This is a genomic window from Terrabacter sp. RAF57 (assembly GCF_052113925.1).
In the GTDB taxonomy this organism is placed as follows: Bacteria; Actinomycetota; Actinomycetes; order Actinomycetales; family Dermatophilaceae; genus Terrabacter.
Window position 1 is genome coordinate 275,791 of record NZ_JBFRDT010000003.1, and the last position, 15,700, is coordinate 291,490.

A 15,700-nucleotide genomic window follows, 5' to 3' on the forward strand; every position below is an offset into this window, starting at 1 on the left:
CGGCTCAGGCCTCGACCGCCGCGGCCGGGGCCGCGGTGAGGTAGCGGTCGTAGCCCTCGTCCTCGAGGCGGTCGGCCAGCTCCGGGCCACCCTCCTCGACGACCTTGCCGTCGACGAAGACGTGCACGAAGTCGGGCTTGATGTAGCGCAGGATGCGCGTGTAGTGCGTGATGAGCAGGACGCCGAGGTCGCTCGAGTCCTTGGCCCGGTTGACGCCCTCGGAGACGATCTTGAGCGCGTCGACGTCGAGGCCGGAGTCGGTCTCGTCGAGGATGGCCACCTTCGGGCGCAGCAGCTCCATCTGGAGGATCTCGTGGCGCTTCTTCTCGCCACCGGAGAAGCCCTCGTTGACGTTGCGCTCGGCGAATGCGGGGTCCATGCGCAGGTTGCCCATGGCGGCCTTGACGTCCTTGACCCACGTACGCAGCTTGGGCGCCTCGCCGTCGATGGCCGTCTTGGCGGTGCGGAGGAAGTTGCTCACCGTGACGCCGGGGACCTCGACGGGGTACTGCATCGCGAGGAAGAGGCCGGCACGGGCGCGCTCGTCGACCTTCATGGCGAGGACGTCCTCGCCGTCGAGCGTCACGGTGCCGCCGGTGACGGTGTACTTCGGGTGGCCGGCGATGCTGTAGGCCAGCGTCGACTTGCCGGAGCCGTTGGGCCCCATGATCGCGTGCGTCTCCCCCGACTTCACGGTGAGGTCGACCCCGCGCAGGATCTCCTTGGGGCCGTCCTCGGTCTCGACCGAGACCGTCAGTCCCTTGATCTCGAGCGTGCTCATGGGTCAGTTCTCCTTGTTCGTGATGCTGGGCGTGTGCTGGGTGGGAGCGGCGTAGGCCGTCGACGCGAGCTCGTCCTCGATCGCCGCGGTGATCTCGTCGCGCAGGTCGGCGAGCGGGATCTCGCGGATGATGTCGGCGAAGAAGCCGCGCACGACGAGGCGCTTGGCCTCGTCCTCGTTGATGCCGCGCGACTGGAGGTAGAAGAGCTGCAGGTCGTCGAACCGGCCTGTCGCAGAGGCGTGTCCGGCGCCCTCGATCTCGCCGGTCTCGATCTCGAGGTTCGGCACCGAGTCGGCGCGGGCGCCGTCGGTCAGCACGAGGTTGCGGTTGAGCTCGTAGGTGTCGGTGCCCTCGGCCTCGGCGCGGATGAGCACGTCGCCGACCCACACCGTGCGGGCGGTCTCACCCTGGAGCGCACCCTTGTAGGTGGCGCGGCTCTTGCAGTGCGGTGCGTTGTGGTCGATGTACGAGCGGTGCTCGAGGTGCTGGCCGGCGTCGGCGAAGTAGACGCCGAGCAGCGTCGCGTCGCCACCCGGGCCGGCGTAGCGCACGTTGGCGTTGACCCGGACGACCTCGCCGCCGAGCGACACCGAGAGGTGCTTGAAGCGGGCGTCGCGTCCGACGAGGGCGTCGTGCTGGGCCAGGTGCTGGGCGTCGTCGGCCCAGCGCTGCACCGACACCACGGTGAGGTCGGAGCCGTCACCGGTGACGACCGAGACGAGCTGGGCGTAACGGGCCGAGCCCGTGTGCTCGACGACGACGGTCGCCTTGGAGAAGCGACCGGCGCGCACGACGAGGTGACCGTGCACGGGCTCACCGCCGTGGCCGACGAGCGACAGGCGTACGGGCTCGTCGAGCTCGGCCTCGGCCGGGATGTCGAGCAGCACGGCACCGCCCGCGGCCGCGCCGGCCACGACGGCTGCGCGGTCCTGCGGCGGCAGGATGCCGAGGGCCTGGGCCTGCTCGGAGGTGATCGTCGACGTCGTGACGTCCTCGGGGAGCGACGTGCTCCAGTCGAGGCTGCCCGTCGCGCCCTCGGCCAGCAGGCCGGCGAGCTTCTTGACGGGCGTGAAGCGCCAGTCCTCCTCGCGACCCGACGGGATCGGGAAGGCGGCGACGTCGAAGGACGCCGTGCGCTCGGCACGCGACTGGTCGGGCACGAAGGCCGCGGCGGAGTCGGTGTGGGCGGCCGCGCCGGGGGCGGCGACGGTGGTGGTGGGGGCGGCGTCGGGCACCGGGGTCTCGCTCTGCTGGGTCTCGGGGATGTCGGTGGTCGTGTCAGCCAGAAGGCTCATCAGCCGACGGCTCCTTCCATCTGCAGCTCGATGAGGCGGTTGAGCTCGAGGGCGTACTCCATGGGCAGCTCGCGCGCGATGGGCTCGATGAAGCCGCGCACGATCATGGCCATGGCCTCGTCCTCGGCCATGCCGCGCGACATGAGGTAGAAGAGCTGGTCCTCGGACACCTTCGAGACCGTGGCCTCGTGACCCATCGAGACGTCGTCCTCGCGGATGTCGACGTAGGGGTAGGTGTCGGATCGGCTGATCGTGTCGACGAGCAGGGCGTCACAACGCACGGTCGAGGCGGAGTGCGACGCGCCCTCGAGCACCTGCACGAGGCCGCGGTAGCTCGCACGGCCCCCGCCACGGGCGACCGACTTGCTGATGATCGAGCTCTTCGTGTTGGGAGCCGCGTGGACCATCTTGGAGCCGGTGTCCTGGTGCTGGCCCTCGCCGGCGAAGGCGATGGAGAGCGTCTCGCCCTTGGCGTGCTCGCCCATGAGGAAGACGGCGGGGTACTTCATCGTCACCTTGGAGCCGATGTTGCCGTCGACCCACTCCATCGTCGCGCCGGCCTCACAGGTCGCGCGCTTCGTGACGAGGTTGTAGACGTTGTTGGACCAGTTCTGGATCGTCGTGTAGCGCACGCGGGCGTTCTTCTTGACGATGATCTCGACGACGGCCGAGTGGAGCGAGTCCGACTTGTAGATCGGGGCGGTGCAGCCCTCGACGTAGTGCACGTAGGAGCCCTCGTCGGCGATGATCAGCGTCCGCTCGAACTGACCCATGTTCTCGGTGTTGATGCGGAAGTACGCCTGGAGCGGGATGTCGACGTGGACACCCTTGGGGACGTAGATGAACGAGCCCCCCGACCACACGGCGGTGTTGAGCGCGGCGAACTTGTTGTCGCCGGCCGGGATGACGGTCGCGAAGTGCTCGCGGAAGAGGTCCTCGTGCTCCTTCAGGGCCGTGTCGGTGTCGAGGAAGATGACGCCCTGGGCCTCGAGGTCCTCACGGATCTGGTGGTAGACGACCTCCGACTCGTACTGGGCTGCGACACCGGAGACGAGGCGCTGCTTCTCGGCCTCCGGGATGCCCAGACGGTCATAGGTGTTCTTGATGTCCTCGGGCAGGTCGTCCCACGTGGCGGCCTGCTTCTCGGTCGACTTCACGAAGTACTTGATGTTCTGGAAGTCGATGCCGGTGAGGTCCGAGCCCCAGGAGGGCATGGGCTTCTTGCCGAAGAGGCTGAGGCTCTTCAGGCGCAGCTTCGTCATCCACTCCGGCTCGCTCTTGCGGGCCGAGATGTCGCGCACGACGTCCTCGTTGAGCCCTCGACGCGCCGTGGACCCGGCCACGTCGCTGTCGGCCCAGCCGTACTCGTAGGTGCCGATGCCCTTGAGGCCGGGGTTCAGCTCTTCGATGTGCGTGGTCATGAGGAACCTTCCTTGACGTGCGTGAGCGTGTCGGTGGTGCTCGAACGAGGTGGGGCAGCCTCCGGGTCAACACCCGAGGGCTGCGTGGTCTTCCGGGGGCGGGAGCCGATCCCACCGGTCGGGACGAACGTCGTGCAGACGTGGTGTCCGCCCGCGAGGGTCGCGAGGCGCTGGACGTGCACCCCGAGCAACCGGGAGAACGCGTCGGTCTCGGCCTCGCAGAAGGCCGGGAACTCGGTGGCGACGTGCTGCACCGGGCAGTGGCCCTGGCACAGCTGGACGCCGGTCAGGCCCCCGGCGCCGACGGGCCGGGCGGTGGCGGCGAAGCCGTCCTCGCTCAGCGCCTCGACGAGGGCCTCGGTGCGCGCGGCGGGGTCGTCGCCGGCGGCGGCGAGCCGGGCGGCATACCGCTCCTCGAGCGCGCCGACGCGGCTGCGGGCGAAGTCGCCGACGGCCGCGGGTCCCGCATGCTCCTGGAGGTAGCGCAGCACCTCGACGGCGAGCGAGTCGTAGTCGGCCTCGAGGGCGTTGTGGCCGGCGTCGGACACGACGTAGGCGCGAGCAGGGCGTCCACGGCCGCGGCGACCACCGGTGGGCTCGTGCGGGACGACAGCGCCCTGCTCGACGAGCGCGTCGAGGTGACGACGCACGGCAGCCGGTGTCAGGTCGAGATGACGCCCGAGCTCGGCGGCCGAGATCGGGCCGTCGGCAGAGACCATGTGGAGCACCCGCGAGCGCGTGCGCGACTCGAGCGGCGAGACGTGCTGGCCGTCCTCGCCGTCCTTCGTCTCACGCGGGGTGTGCGCTCCGATAAACACCACACCATTGTGACGTAATTGGGGCTGCGACTCCAGTTAGGTCGTCCTTACCGCCAGGTAGCGCCATCGGCGTCGTCGTCCCCGTCGTCATCGTCGTCGTCGTCATCCAGGTCGGGCGGCATGATGACCGACGGCATCCGCGTGCGCGGCGGCGCGACGGCGCCCTCCCCGAACCAGCGCCTCCGCAGCGGGGCCGTGACCCAACCCAGCGGGCAGGTGAGCACGTAGCCGTATGCGAGCGCCATGCCCGTCGCGCCGGGGAAGAGCGCGAGTCCCAGCGCGATGACGATGCCGAGCGGGATCGTGATCCGCAGGTGGCGCGGCGACAGCAGGTCGCGGAAGGAGCGGAACCGGAACGACGAGGCCATGAGCGCGGCTGGGACCACCCCGGCCGCGACCGGCACGAGGGGCGCCCAGTCGTAGAGGGGCTCGCCGATGGCGAGCACCGTCGAGATGACGACGCCCGCGGCACCGGGGCTCGCGAGACCGACGAAGTAGCGCTTGTCGGCGAGGGGGTCGATGGTGACGTTGAAGCGGGCCAGCCGGTAGGCCGCGCAGGCCAGCCAGAACATCGCCCCGGCCCAGGCCCAGACCGGGTAGGCCGGCAGCGCCCAGGTGTAGACGAGCACGGCGGGTGCGATCCCGAACGAGATGAGGTCGGCGAGGGAGTCGAACTGCAGGCCGAACGGTGTGATGGCACCGACGGCGCGGGCCACCGCGCCGTCGCAGATGTCGAGGACGATCGAGATGCCGACGAGCACCGCGGCCGCGCGGAAGTGCCCCTGGAACGACAGGAGCACCGACGAGAAGCCGCACAGCATGTTGCCGAGCGTGAAGAGGCTGGGCAGGGTCGCCCGCGCACGGACGCGCGGGTTGAGCCGGTCGAGCGGGATGACCCGGGCGCCGGTGGCCGACACGAGCCGGATGCGCCGGCTCACGCGGTCGCGCCGGCGGGGCCGATCGTCGGAGGCGGGGGCCGCGTCGCCGCTCACGAGGCGTCCGCCGCCGGGAAGCGGCCCAGCACGGTCTCCCCACCGACGGCGCGCTTGCCCTTGCTGACCTCGAGCTGCACCTCCGGCGGCACGAAGACGTCCATGCGCGAGCCGAACTTCATCAGGCCCATGCGCTCGCCGGTGCCGATCTCGTCGCCGGGCTCGATGCGGGTGACGATGCGGCGCGCGAGCTGGCCGACGAGCTGGCGGTAGACGATGCGGCGCGGGCGGCCCGCGACGACGCGCTCGACGATGATCTCGCTGCGCTCGTTCTTCGTGGCGCTCTCGGCGCGGTAGGCGGCGAGGAAGCGGCCCGGCGTGTGGGTGACGTCGATGACGCGGCCGCCGTAGGGCGACCGGTTCATGTGCACGTCGAGCAGCGACAGGAAGATGCTGACCTGCTGCCACTCGCCGGGCGGGGCGATGCCCGGCTGCGGCTCCCCCACGTGCATGACGATCCCGTCGGCCGGGGCCAGCACCACGTCGGGGTCGGACACGGGCGAGCGGTCCGGGGTGCGATCCGGGTCGCGGAAGAAGAGGGTCACCCCCGCAGTGAGCAGGCCGAGGGCGGCGGTCGTGCGCGGTCGGCGGGCCAGCGCGGCGATCACCGTGGGCACGGCGGCCATCGCGGTGAAGGGCTTGGCGGCTGGGTCGATCTTCACGGGTCGGGGTCTCCGTCAGGGTCGAGTGTGGTGAGCAGGTCGAGTGGGGCGGGCGGAGCGGGACGGCGGAGGGGTACGCCGGTGGCGACCGAGGTGCGGTGACCGGGGTCGTCGGCACCGAGCCTAGACTCATGAGCCATGACCGATGCGGTGACACTGTCCGACCTCCACCGCACTTTCGGTCAGGTGGCTGCCCTCGACGGCCTGACGTGGAGGGCCCCCGCCGGCCGCATCACCGCGGTGCTCGGTCCCAACGGTGCGGGCAAGACGACCGCCATCGAGTGCGCGGTCGGTCTCGGGCGGCCCGACGGCGGCAGGGTTCGCGTCCTCGGCACCGACCCGTGGCAGGCGGACGCCGACCACCGCGCCCGCGTCGGCGTCATGCTCCAGGCCGGCGGTCTGCCCAACGGCACGAAGCCGCTGCGACTGCTCCACCACCTCTCCCGCCTCTACGCCGACCCGCTCGACGTCGATGCCGTCGCGCGGCGGCTCGGCGTCACGGACTTCGCCTCGACGACGGTGCGTCGCCTCTCGGGTGGCCAGAAGCAGCGCCTCGCCCTCGCGGCGTCGCTGCTCGGGCGTCCCGAGGTGCTCTTCCTCGACGAGCCGGCGGCCGGGCTCGACCCGCACGGACGGCTCGACGTGTGGGAGCTCGTGGCCGAGCAGCGTGACGCCGGCACGACCGTCGTCGTGACGACCCACTCGTTCGAGGAGGCCGAGCGTCTCGCGGAGCACCTCGTCATCATGAACGCGGGACGCACCGTCGCCGAGGGGACGCCGGCGTCGGTGACCGGCGGCCGCTCCCTCGAGGACGTCTACTTCAGCCTGACCCGCAAGGGAGCCGCGTGAGCACCTCAGCCACCCCGTCGACGCCGACCGCCGCTGGAGCGGCCGCTCCGCGCCGTCGGGTCCTCGCCCAGGCCGGCTTCGAGGTCGGCAGCCTGCTGCGCAACGGTGAACAGCTGCTCGTCTCGCTCGTCCTGCCCGCCCTGGCGCTCGTCGGTCTCAGCGTCACGACGTCGCCGTCGCTCGGCCCGGGCACGCGCATCGACGTGGCGACACCGGGCATCATCGCGCTCTGCGTCATCTCGGCCGCCTTCACGTCCCAGGCGATCTCGACCGGCTTCGACCGCCGCTACGCCGTGCTGCGCTACCTCGGCGTCACCCCGCTCGGGCGCGGTGGGCTCGTCGCGGCCAAGGTGGCGGCGACCCTGGCCGTCGAGGCGATCCAGATCGCCGTCATCGCCGTGCTCGGTCTCGCGCTCGGGTGGCGGCCGGAGGTCGCCGGGATCGCGTATGCCGTCCTCTTCGTCGTCCTCGGCACGTGGGCCTTCGTGGCCCTCGCCCTCCTGCTCGCCGGGACCCTGCGGGCGGAGGCGGTGCTCGCGATCGCCAACCTCGTGTGGGTGCTGCTCCTCGCGGTCGGCGGTGTCGTCGTCCCGCGGAGCGAGCTGCCGGCCGGGGTGTCGCACGTCGTGGCCTTCCTGCCGTCGGCAGGCCTGGCGGACGGGCTGAGGTCGGCCCTGGTGGACGGGACGCTGAACCTGCTCGCGCTCGGGGTCGTCCTCGCGTGGGGAGTGGTCGCAACGGTTCTCGCGGCGCGTCTCTTCCGCTTCGACGACTGAGCGGACGAAACTGGCCGCAGCACCACCGCTTCCACCGCCCGACCGCACGACCGCACGACCGCCCGACCGCACGACCGCACGACCGCACGAAGAAGCCGCACCACACCCCACGACCCCGACCGGCCTGGAGGCGACGTGTTCGACTACATCTTCGGTCTTCCGATGCACGCCCTCGTGATCCACGCGGTCGTCGTCCTCGTCCCCCTCTCGGCGCTGTGCGCGATCGCCTACGTCGTGCGCCCCGGGTGGCGGCGGCTGCTGCGCTGGCCGACGGCTGCCGGTGCCGTCATCTCGGGTGTCTCGGCGTTCGTCGCCGCCGAGAGCGGTGAGGCCCTGCAGCGCCGGGTGTCGCAGGTGCGTGCCAGCACGACGGACTTCGACCTGTTGCGCAACCACACCGAGTGGGGCGACCGCGCCAAGCTCATCTGCGTGCTCTTCATGGTCCTCACCCTCCTGGCCCTGTGGTTCGTCCGACCTCCGGAGGAGGAGTCACCGCAAGGCCACGCGTTCGACGTGCTCATCGGCACCCTCGTCGTGCTCTCCGCCGTGGCCGCGATCATTACCGTCGTGCTGGCCGGTCACGCGGGATCCCTCGTGGTCTGGAACGGCCTGGCCTGACCCCTGCCACGCGGGGCACGGTCCCGGCCGGGGAACGGCCCGTCTCAGGGTCCCGACGACACGGGGCGATGCGGGATGACCCGGCTCGGCGGCATACCCTTGCGGGGTGTCCTCCACGCCTCCCGTGACCGACGACGCCCCCGTGACCGGCGCGAGCCGTCTCGCCCGGGCCACCGGTCGCCTCCCCGCCGTCCGGCCCAGCTGGGTGCGGCCCCTGCTGCTCGCCAACCTCGTCGGCGAGGTCGGCATCGTCGTGACCGGCGGCATCGTGCGCCTCACGGGCAGCGGTCTCGGCTGCAGCACCTGGCCGGAGTGCCAGCCCGGCTCGTTCACCCCCGTCCGGACGCCCGCGAGCGAGTTCCACGACCTCGTCGAGTTCGGCAACCGCACCCTGACGAGCGTCGTCACGGTGCTCGCCCTCGCCTCGCTGTGGGTCGTGCTCACGCACTGGCCGGAGCGCCGTCGGCTGCACCGGGTCGCCTTCGGCGTCCTCGCCGGCATCCCCGCGCAGGCCGTGCTCGGCGGCATCACCGTCCTCACGGGGCTCAACCCGTGGACCGTCATGTCGCACTTCCTCCTCTCGATGGTCCTCGTCTCGTTGTCGACCATGCTCGTGCGCGGCGCCCGGGACGACGTCTCGGGCCCGGGTGAGCTCGTCGTGCACCCGCTCGCACGAACGCTCGCCCTCGGCACGAGCGCGGTCGGCGCGGTCGTGCTGCTCCTCGGCACGATCGTCACCGGCTCGGGGCCGCACTCGGGCGACGCCGACCGGCCCGCGCGCACGGGCTTCGACCCGCGGTTCGTCTCGTGGATGCACGCCGACGCCGTCATGCTCTTCTGCGGTCTCGTCATCGCGACCCTCGTCGCCGTGAGCATCACGGCGACCACCGACGAGGCCCGCCGCGCCTGGACCATGGTGCTCGTCGTCACCCTCGCGCAGGGGCTCATCGGCTACGTCCAGTACTTCACGAAGCTGCCCGAGCTGCTCGTGCTGCTCCACATGCTCGGGGCCAGCCTGCTCGTCGTCGCCCTGACCTTCGGGGTCCTCGCGACGAGGCGCCATCCGGTCTGACCGCGGTCCGTCGACGTCACCGGACCGCAAGGACTTTCGCCGTCGCCGACGACCCGTCACTGCCTAGGCTGGGGACGTGCCCACCGTCCTCGTCGTCGACGACGACCCCACCCTGCGCGAGGTGGTCTCCGGCTACCTGACCCGCGCCGGGCTCGACGTCCTCGAGGCGCAGGACGGCCATGCGGCGCTGTCCGTGGCCCGCGACCGCTCCCCCGACCTCGTCGTGCTCGACCTCACGCTCCCCGGTCTCGACGGCCTCGAGGTCTTCCGCCGGCTGCGCGCCGAGCGCGGCGACCTGCCGGTCGTCATGCTGACCGCCCGGGGCGAGGAGTCCGACCGGGTCCTCGGCCTCGAGATCGGTGCGGACGACTACGTGACCAAGCCGTTCAGCAGCCGTGAGCTCGTGCTGCGCATCCAGTCGATCCTGCGCCGTGCCGCACCGCCCGCCGCACCGCCCGCCGCGACGACGCTCGTCGACGACGACCTGCGCGTCGACACCCGACGCCACCAGGCCTGGCTCGCGGACGGTCTGCTCGCCCTGACCAGCCGCGAGTTCGACCTGCTCGCCCACCTCATGGCCCACCCGGGCACCGCGTTCTCCAGGCGCGAGCTGATGGAGCAGGTGTGGGGGTGGGAGTACGGCGACGAGTCGACGGTCACCGTCCACGTCCGCCGGCTGCGCGAGAAGGTGGAGACCGACCCCGCGCGGCCCGTCCGGCTCCAGACCGTGTGGGGTGTCGGCTACCGGTGGGACGGCGCGGCCCCCGCGACGGCGGCAGGGACGTGATCGCCGAGGCCGCCCTGCTCGCCGCGCTCGCGGCCGTCGCCGTCGGCACGGTCGGGGCGCTGGTCGTCCGGGCGCTCGCCGCCCGCTCGCTCGTCGCCGCCGCGGTGCTGGCACCTGTCGTCGTCATCCTCAGCGTCGCCCTCGGCGTGGTCGTCACGGCGCACGCGATGTTCATCAACGAGCACGACCAGGCCGTCGTCCTCGTCGTGACGGCGACCTCCCTGCCCATCGCGGCGGTCTTCGGCTGGCTCATCGCCCGGCGCGTGCAGGGGCTGATGCGCGCCTCCGCCGAGGAGGCCGCCGAGCGCGACCGCGACCGACAGGTCGAGGAGAGCCGCCGCGAGCTCGTCGCCTGGGTGTCGCACGACCTGCGCACCCCGCTCGCCGGCATCCGCGCGATGGCCGAGGCCATCGAGGACGGCCACGCGCCCGCCGACGGCAGCTATCCCGCACGCATCCGGTCCGAGGCCGACCGCATGTCCGACATGGTCGGTGGGCTCCTCGCGCTGTCGCGGCTCCAGTCCGGCACGCTGCGACTCGATCGTGCCCCCGTCGACCTCGGCGACCTCGTCTCCGACGCCCTCGCATCAGCACGCGTCCTCGCGGATCGCCGGGGGGTGCACGTGGGCGGCTCCGCCCCGGCCGAGTCCGTCACGGCCTCCGCCGACGCGGGTGAGCTGTCACGCGCTCTCGCCAACCTCGTGACGAACGCGCTGACCCACACGGACCCGGGCGGCCGGGTCGACATCTCGCTCACCGCCGACCACGACGTGGCCCGCGTCAGTGTCGCGGACGGCTGCGGCGGCATACCACCCGACGAGCTCGGCCGGCTCTTCGACCCGGGCTGGCGCGGGACGAGTGCGCGGACGCCGGCCGCGGGCGTGGGCGCCGGTCTCGGCCTCGCCGTCGCGCGCGGGATCGCCCGGGCCCACGGGGGCGACGTGACCGTGGCCAACGCAGGCCCCGGCTGCCGGTTCGAGCTGGCCCTGCCCCTCGCCGGCGCCCTCGGCGAGCCCGTGCCCGGCGGTCATCCCTAGGCTGGGGAGGTGACCGACCAGCCGACGCTCCGTGAGGGCGAGCTCGTGCTGCGACCGTGGACGATCGACGACAGCGACGAGACCCGGCCCCTCCACGACCGCGAGATCGCCCGGTGGTTCGACTTCCCCGCCGTCGAGCCACCGGCCGACGAGCACCGGATCTGGATCGAGCGCACCCACGCCGAGTGGTCCGACCGGTCCAAGGTCACCTACCTCGTGCAGTGGCGCGGGCGGGCCGCCGGGACGGTCGACGTCCGCGTGCAGGACCCCGGTGTCGGTGTCCTGTCCTGGGCGGTCTTCGCCCCCTACCGCGGACAGGGTCTCGCGTGGCGGGCCGTGCGCCTCCTCGTCGAGTGGGCCTTCGACGCACTCGACCTCGAGCGCGTCGAGGCGCACGTCAACCCCGACAACCGGGCATCCGTGCGCACCGCCCTGCGAGCCGGGCTGCGCCGGGAGGGACGGCTGCGCGGGAACGCGACCCTCGCGGGCGTGCGCCAGGACACCCTCGTGCTCGGGCGACGGCGCGACGACGCACACCCGGACACCCGTGAGGGCTTCACGGCGATGCTCGACTCGACCCTCCCGACCAAGCGCGCCATCGCCCAGGGCGTCCTGCGCTCCCCTGCGGGTCACCTGCTGCTGTGCGAGCTCGTCTACAAGCGCGAGTGGGACCTCCCCGGCGGCGTCGTCGACCGGCACGAGTCCCCCGCCGCGTGCGTCGTCCGCGAGGTCCGCGAGGAGCTCGACCTCAGCGTCACCGCCGGTCCGCTGCTCGCGGTCAACTGGCTCCCTGCCCTGCACGGATGGGGCGACGCGACGGTCTTCGTCTTCGACCTCGGCACCGTCGACGCCGACGTCGTCGAGCGGGCGCACCTGCAGCAGCGCGAGATCCTCGGCGTCCACTGGGCCGGCCCCGGGGACTGGACGGGGYGGGTCGCCGCCTACAACGAGCGGCTGCTCGACGCGCTGCACGCGCACGACGGCGGGACGCTCTACCTCGAGGACGGCCTGCCGACCCTCTGACCGCGCCACACGGCATTCGCCCTGGGTGGGGCGTCCCCGGTCAGGAGAAGAACGGCAGCGGCAGGTGCCAGATGGGGTCGAGCGCGACTCCCACGAACAGGATCGTGAGGTACGTGATCGAGAAGTGGAACAGACGCATCGGCTTGAGGACGTCCTCGGCCGCACCGGCCTTCGCCCTGGCGAGGAGGCGGTGTGCCTCGGTGAGGAAGAGCGCCCCGGCGACCACGGCAGCGGTGGTGTAGACCCAGCCGACCTGCTGGACCGGCACGAGCGCCAGTGACGTCAGCACCATGGCCCACGAGTAGGCGACGATCTGGCGGGCGACGACGACGAAGCGCTCGACGACCGGCAGCATCGGCACGTGCGCCGTGGCGTAGTCGTCCTTGTAGCGCATCGACAGCGGCCAGTAGTGCGGCGGCGTCCAGAAGAAGATGACCATGAAGAGGATGAACGCCGACCAGCTGAGCGAGTCGGTGACGGCCGACCAGCCGATGAGCACCGGCATGCAGCCTGCAGCGCCGCCCCAGACGATGTTCTGGGTCGTGCGGCGCTTGAGCAGCAGGGTGTAGCCGAAGACGTAGAAGAGCAGTGCACCGAGGGCCAGCCAGGCGCTCAGCCAGTTGACGAGCAGGCCCAGCCAGACGGTCGATCCGACGGCCAGCGCCACCCCGAACACGAGGGCGCCCCGTGGGCTGACCGTGCCCGTGACGAGAGGCCGACGACTCGTCCGGTGCATGACGGCGTCGATGTCGCGGTCGATGTAACAGTTGAGGGTGTTGGCCGCACCGGCGGACAGCGTGCCACCGACGACGGTGACGACGACGAGCCAGAGGTCCGGCACGCCCTGCTCCGCCAGGAACATCACGGGGATGGTGGTGATGAGGAGCAGCTCGATGATCCGCGGCTTCATCAGCGAGACGTACTGTCCGAGGAGGAACTTCAGCCCACTGCCGTCGGGACCGTGCAGCGCCGAGAGGTCGGCGCGGGGGTCCACCGTTGTCACTGAGATCCTCACCGCTGGTACGTCGCTCCGACCCGCTGGGTACGTGAGCATTGCGTCGCAAGTCTAGACCGTCGCCGCCGACGGCCGGCACCGCACCGGCAGATGGCCGTTCCGACCGCCGGGCGAGGTGTCGTCCCTCACAGCGCGGGCACTAGGCTCGTGGCCGTACGTGATCAACCCTTGTTGAAGGAGACCCGTTCCGTGCCCACTGCTGCGTCCAGCACCGCCACGAAGGCGAAGAAGCCCACCCGATCCGGCACCACTCGGACCGCGAAGACGAAGGGCCTGCTGGCACAGCGCGACCCGGGTCTGCCGCTTCCCGTGGCGAAGAAGGCCGGCTGGAGCGATCTCGACGTCCGCGCGGTCGACACCACGCGACTGCTCGCCGCCGACGCCGTGCAGAAGGTCGGCAACGGCCACCCCGGCACGGCCATGTCGCTCGCGCCGCTCGCATACCTGCTCTACCAGAACGTCATGACGCACGACCCGTCCGACCCGGCCTGGCTCGGGCGCGACCGGTTCGTGCTCTCCTGCGGGCACTCGAGCCTCACGCAGTACATCCAGCTCTACCTCAGCGGCTACGGCCTCTCACTCGACGACCTCAAGTCGCTGCGCACGTGGGGCTCGCTCACGCCCGGCCACCCCGAGGTCCACCACACCCCCGGCGTCGAGATCACGACCGGCCCGCTCGGTTCGGGCCTGGCCTCGGCCGTCGGCATGGCCATGGCGCAGCGTCGTCAGCGCGGCCTCTTCGATCCCGACGCCAAGCCGGGCACGAGCCCCTTCGACCACCACGTCTACGTCATCGCCTCCGACGGCGACATGCAGGAGGGCGTCTCCCACGAGGCCTGCGCCCTGGCCGGCCACCAGGAGCTCGGCAACCTCACCGTCGTCTACGACGCCAACCAGATCTCCATCGAGGACGACACCGACATCGCGTTCAGCGAGGACGTCGCGGCGCGCTTCGAGGCCTACGGCTGGCACGTCGTGGAGGTCGACTGGCGCAAGGACGCCGACGGCGCCACCTACGTCGAGGACGTCGACGCACTCCTCGCCGCGATCCGCTCGGGCGACAAGGTGACGGACAAGCCGACCCTCGTCGTGCTGCACACGATCATCGCGTGGCCCGCGCCGACGAAGCAGAACACCGGCAAGTCCCACGGCTCGGCACTCGGCGACGAGGAGATCAGCGGGACGAAGGAGCTGCTCGGCTTCGACCCGAAGAAGACCTTCGCCGTCGAGCCCGCCGTCCTCAAGCACGCCCGCGACGTCGTCAAGCGCGGCAAGGCCGCCCACCGCGAGTGGGACAAGGCGTACAAGGCGTGGCGCAAGGCCAACCCCGACCGTGCGGGCCTGCTCGACCGCATCCTCGCGGGCCAGGCTCCGGCCGGCCTCGCCAAGGCGATGCCGACCTTCCCGGCTGACGAGAAGGGCGTCGCGACCCGCGCCGCCTCCGGCAAGGTCCTCACGGCCATCGCCGACGTCATGCCCGAGCTCTGGGGCGGCTCTGCCGACCTCGCCGAGTCCAACAACACGACGATGGAGGGCCAGCCGTCCTTCATCCCGAGCTCGAAGCAGACGTCGACGTGGAAGGGCGGCCCGTTCGGTCGCACGCTGCACTTCGGCATCCGCGAGAACGGCATGGGCATGATCCTCAACGGGATCGCGCTCGAGGGCCTGACCCGCCCCTACGGCGGCACCTTCCTCGTCTTCTCCGACTACATGCGCCCCGCCGTGCGCCTCGCCGCGATCCAGCAGGCGCCCGTCACGTACGTCTGGACGCACGACTCCATCGGCCTCGGCGAGGACGGCCCGACGCACCAGCCGATCGAGCACCTCGCAGCCCTGCGCGCCATCCCCGGCCTCGACGTCGTCCGCCCCGCCGACGCCAACGAGACCGCCGCCGCCTGGGCCCAGATCCTGACGAAGACGGACGGGCCGGCCGCCCTCTGCCTCACGCGCCAGCCGGTCCCGACGTGGGACCGCTCGGCGTACGGCAAGGTGAGCGGCGTCGCCAAGGGCGCCTACGTCCTCGTCGAGGAGTCGCGTGCCGGTGACCCCGACGTCGTCGTCGTCGCGACCGGCTCCGAGGTGCAGCTGGCGGTCCAGGCCGCCGAGCGCCTCGAGAAGTCGCGCATCGCGACGCGCGTCGTCTCGATGCCCTGCCGGGAATGGTTCGAGAAGCAGACCCGTTCCTACCAGGACAAGGTTCTGCCGCCGGCAGTCCGGGCCCGCGTCAGCGTGGAGGCGGGGATCTCGATGGGCTGGCACGACGTCGTCGGCGACGCCGGGCGCATCGTCAGCATCGAGCACTTCGGTGCCTCTGCCGACCAGGCCACCCTGTACCGCGAGTTCGGCATCACCGCCGACGCCGTCGTCAAGGCCGCGAAGGACTCCATCAAGGCAGCCAAGGGCTCCGCGACGAAGGCCCCGGGGGTCACCGAGACCAACCCGGCCCGCGCCGCCCAGAGCGCCTCCACCGACGTCATGGGTGGCGACGCGCAGACCGGCAGCGGCAAGGCCGCCCACGCGGCCGCCGCATCCGCTACGAGCAAGGGGAAGTGA

15 protein-coding genes are annotated in these 15,700 nt (G+C 71.7%); 8 read left to right on the top strand and 7 right to left on the bottom strand.

The features are described from left to right. Positions 1 to 4: 4 nt before the first annotated feature. From sufC to AB4Y83_RS06325, 6 genes are read right to left on the bottom strand one after another with little or no spacing between them, the layout of a single operon-like run. On the bottom strand, positions 5 to 781 hold the full coding sequence (gene sufC / locus AB4Y83_RS06300; protein ID WP_020144126.1) for a Fe-S cluster assembly ATPase SufC: 777 nt from the start codon (positions 779 to 781) through the stop codon (positions 5 to 7). Positions 782 to 784: 3 nt separating this feature from the next. Next, positions 785 to 2,068 (bottom strand): Fe-S cluster assembly protein SufD, encoded by a 1,284-nt coding sequence (gene sufD, locus AB4Y83_RS06305; RefSeq protein WP_442273737.1) that lies wholly within the window; start codon positions 2,066 to 2,068, stop codon positions 785 to 787. Between the two features lie 8 nt (positions 2,069 to 2,076). Further along, a complete protein-coding gene (gene sufB, locus AB4Y83_RS06310; RefSeq protein WP_020144124.1) occupies positions 2,077 to 3,498 on the bottom strand; it encodes a Fe-S cluster assembly protein SufB in 1,422 nt (473 codons plus the stop codon). After that, positions 3,495 to 4,319 (bottom strand): helix-turn-helix transcriptional regulator, encoded by an 825-nt coding sequence (locus AB4Y83_RS06315; RefSeq protein WP_442296324.1) that lies wholly within the window; start codon positions 4,317 to 4,319, stop codon positions 3,495 to 3,497. The genes sufB and AB4Y83_RS06315 overlap by 4 nt, the downstream gene beginning before the upstream one ends. Before the next feature lie 44 nt (positions 4,320 to 4,363). Further along, complete coding sequence (locus AB4Y83_RS06320) at positions 4,364 to 5,308, bottom strand: CDP-alcohol phosphatidyltransferase family protein (RefSeq protein ID WP_442296325.1); 945 nt, start codon at positions 5,306 to 5,308, stop codon at positions 4,364 to 4,366. After that, positions 5,305 to 5,970: a phosphatidylserine decarboxylase gene (locus tag AB4Y83_RS06325; RefSeq protein ID WP_442273579.1), complete on the bottom strand. Its 666-nt coding sequence runs from the start codon at positions 5,968 to 5,970 to the stop codon at positions 5,305 to 5,307. Before AB4Y83_RS06325 ends, AB4Y83_RS06320 begins: the two co-directional genes overlap by 4 nt. A 138-nt stretch (positions 5,971 to 6,108) precedes the next feature. Between AB4Y83_RS06325 and AB4Y83_RS06330 the strand changes: the two genes are divergently transcribed. The 7 genes from AB4Y83_RS06330 (at position 6,109) to AB4Y83_RS06360 (ending at position 12,132) form a co-directional block, all read left to right on the top strand. Beyond that, positions 6,109 to 6,819: an ABC transporter ATP-binding protein gene (locus AB4Y83_RS06330; protein WP_442296326.1), complete on the top strand. Its 711-nt coding sequence runs from the start codon at positions 6,109 to 6,111 to the stop codon at positions 6,817 to 6,819. After that, positions 6,816 to 7,595 carry an ABC transporter permease gene (locus AB4Y83_RS06335; protein ID WP_442296327.1) on the top strand — a complete coding sequence of 260 codons (780 nt, stop codon included), beginning with the start codon at positions 6,816 to 6,818 and terminating at the stop codon, positions 7,593 to 7,595. The genes AB4Y83_RS06330 and AB4Y83_RS06335 overlap by 4 nt, the downstream gene beginning before the upstream one ends. Before the next feature lie 135 nt (positions 7,596 to 7,730). Further along, the gene (locus tag AB4Y83_RS06340; RefSeq protein WP_056776754.1) at positions 7,731 to 8,213 is read left to right on the top strand and encodes a DUF2231 domain-containing protein; all 483 of its coding nucleotides are present in this window, start codon (positions 7,731 to 7,733) and stop codon (positions 8,211 to 8,213) included. A gap of 142 nt (positions 8,214 to 8,355) precedes the next feature. Then, entirely contained in the window at positions 8,356 to 9,285 is a 930-nt protein-coding gene (locus AB4Y83_RS06345) for a COX15/CtaA family protein (protein ID WP_442273738.1), read from the top strand. A 76-nt stretch (positions 9,286 to 9,361) separates the two neighbouring features. Then, positions 9,362 to 10,072: a response regulator transcription factor gene (locus tag AB4Y83_RS06350; RefSeq protein WP_056826987.1), complete on the top strand. Its 711-nt coding sequence runs from the start codon at positions 9,362 to 9,364 to the stop codon at positions 10,070 to 10,072. After that, positions 10,069 to 11,109 carry a sensor histidine kinase gene (locus AB4Y83_RS06355; RefSeq protein WP_442296328.1) on the top strand — a complete coding sequence of 347 codons (1,041 nt, stop codon included), beginning with the start codon at positions 10,069 to 10,071 and terminating at the stop codon, positions 11,107 to 11,109. Before AB4Y83_RS06350 ends, AB4Y83_RS06355 begins: the two co-directional genes overlap by 4 nt. 9 nt (positions 11,110 to 11,118) lie before the next feature. Then, positions 11,119 to 12,132: an NUDIX hydrolase gene (locus AB4Y83_RS06360; RefSeq protein ID WP_442296329.1), complete on the top strand. Its 1,014-nt coding sequence runs from the start codon at positions 11,119 to 11,121 to the stop codon at positions 12,130 to 12,132. Positions 12,133 to 12,172: 40 nt separating this feature from the next. Here the strand turns inward: AB4Y83_RS06360 and AB4Y83_RS06365 are convergent, their stop codons facing one another. Further along, the gene (locus AB4Y83_RS06365; protein ID WP_442273584.1) at positions 12,173 to 13,147 is read right to left on the bottom strand and encodes a heme o synthase; all 975 of its coding nucleotides are present in this window, start codon (positions 13,145 to 13,147) and stop codon (positions 12,173 to 12,175) included. Between the two features lie 189 nt (positions 13,148 to 13,336). Between AB4Y83_RS06365 and tkt the strand changes: the two genes are divergently transcribed. Beyond that, on the top strand, positions 13,337 to 15,700 hold the full coding sequence (tkt, locus tag AB4Y83_RS06370; RefSeq protein ID WP_442296330.1) for a transketolase: 2,364 nt from the start codon (positions 13,337 to 13,339) through the stop codon (positions 15,698 to 15,700).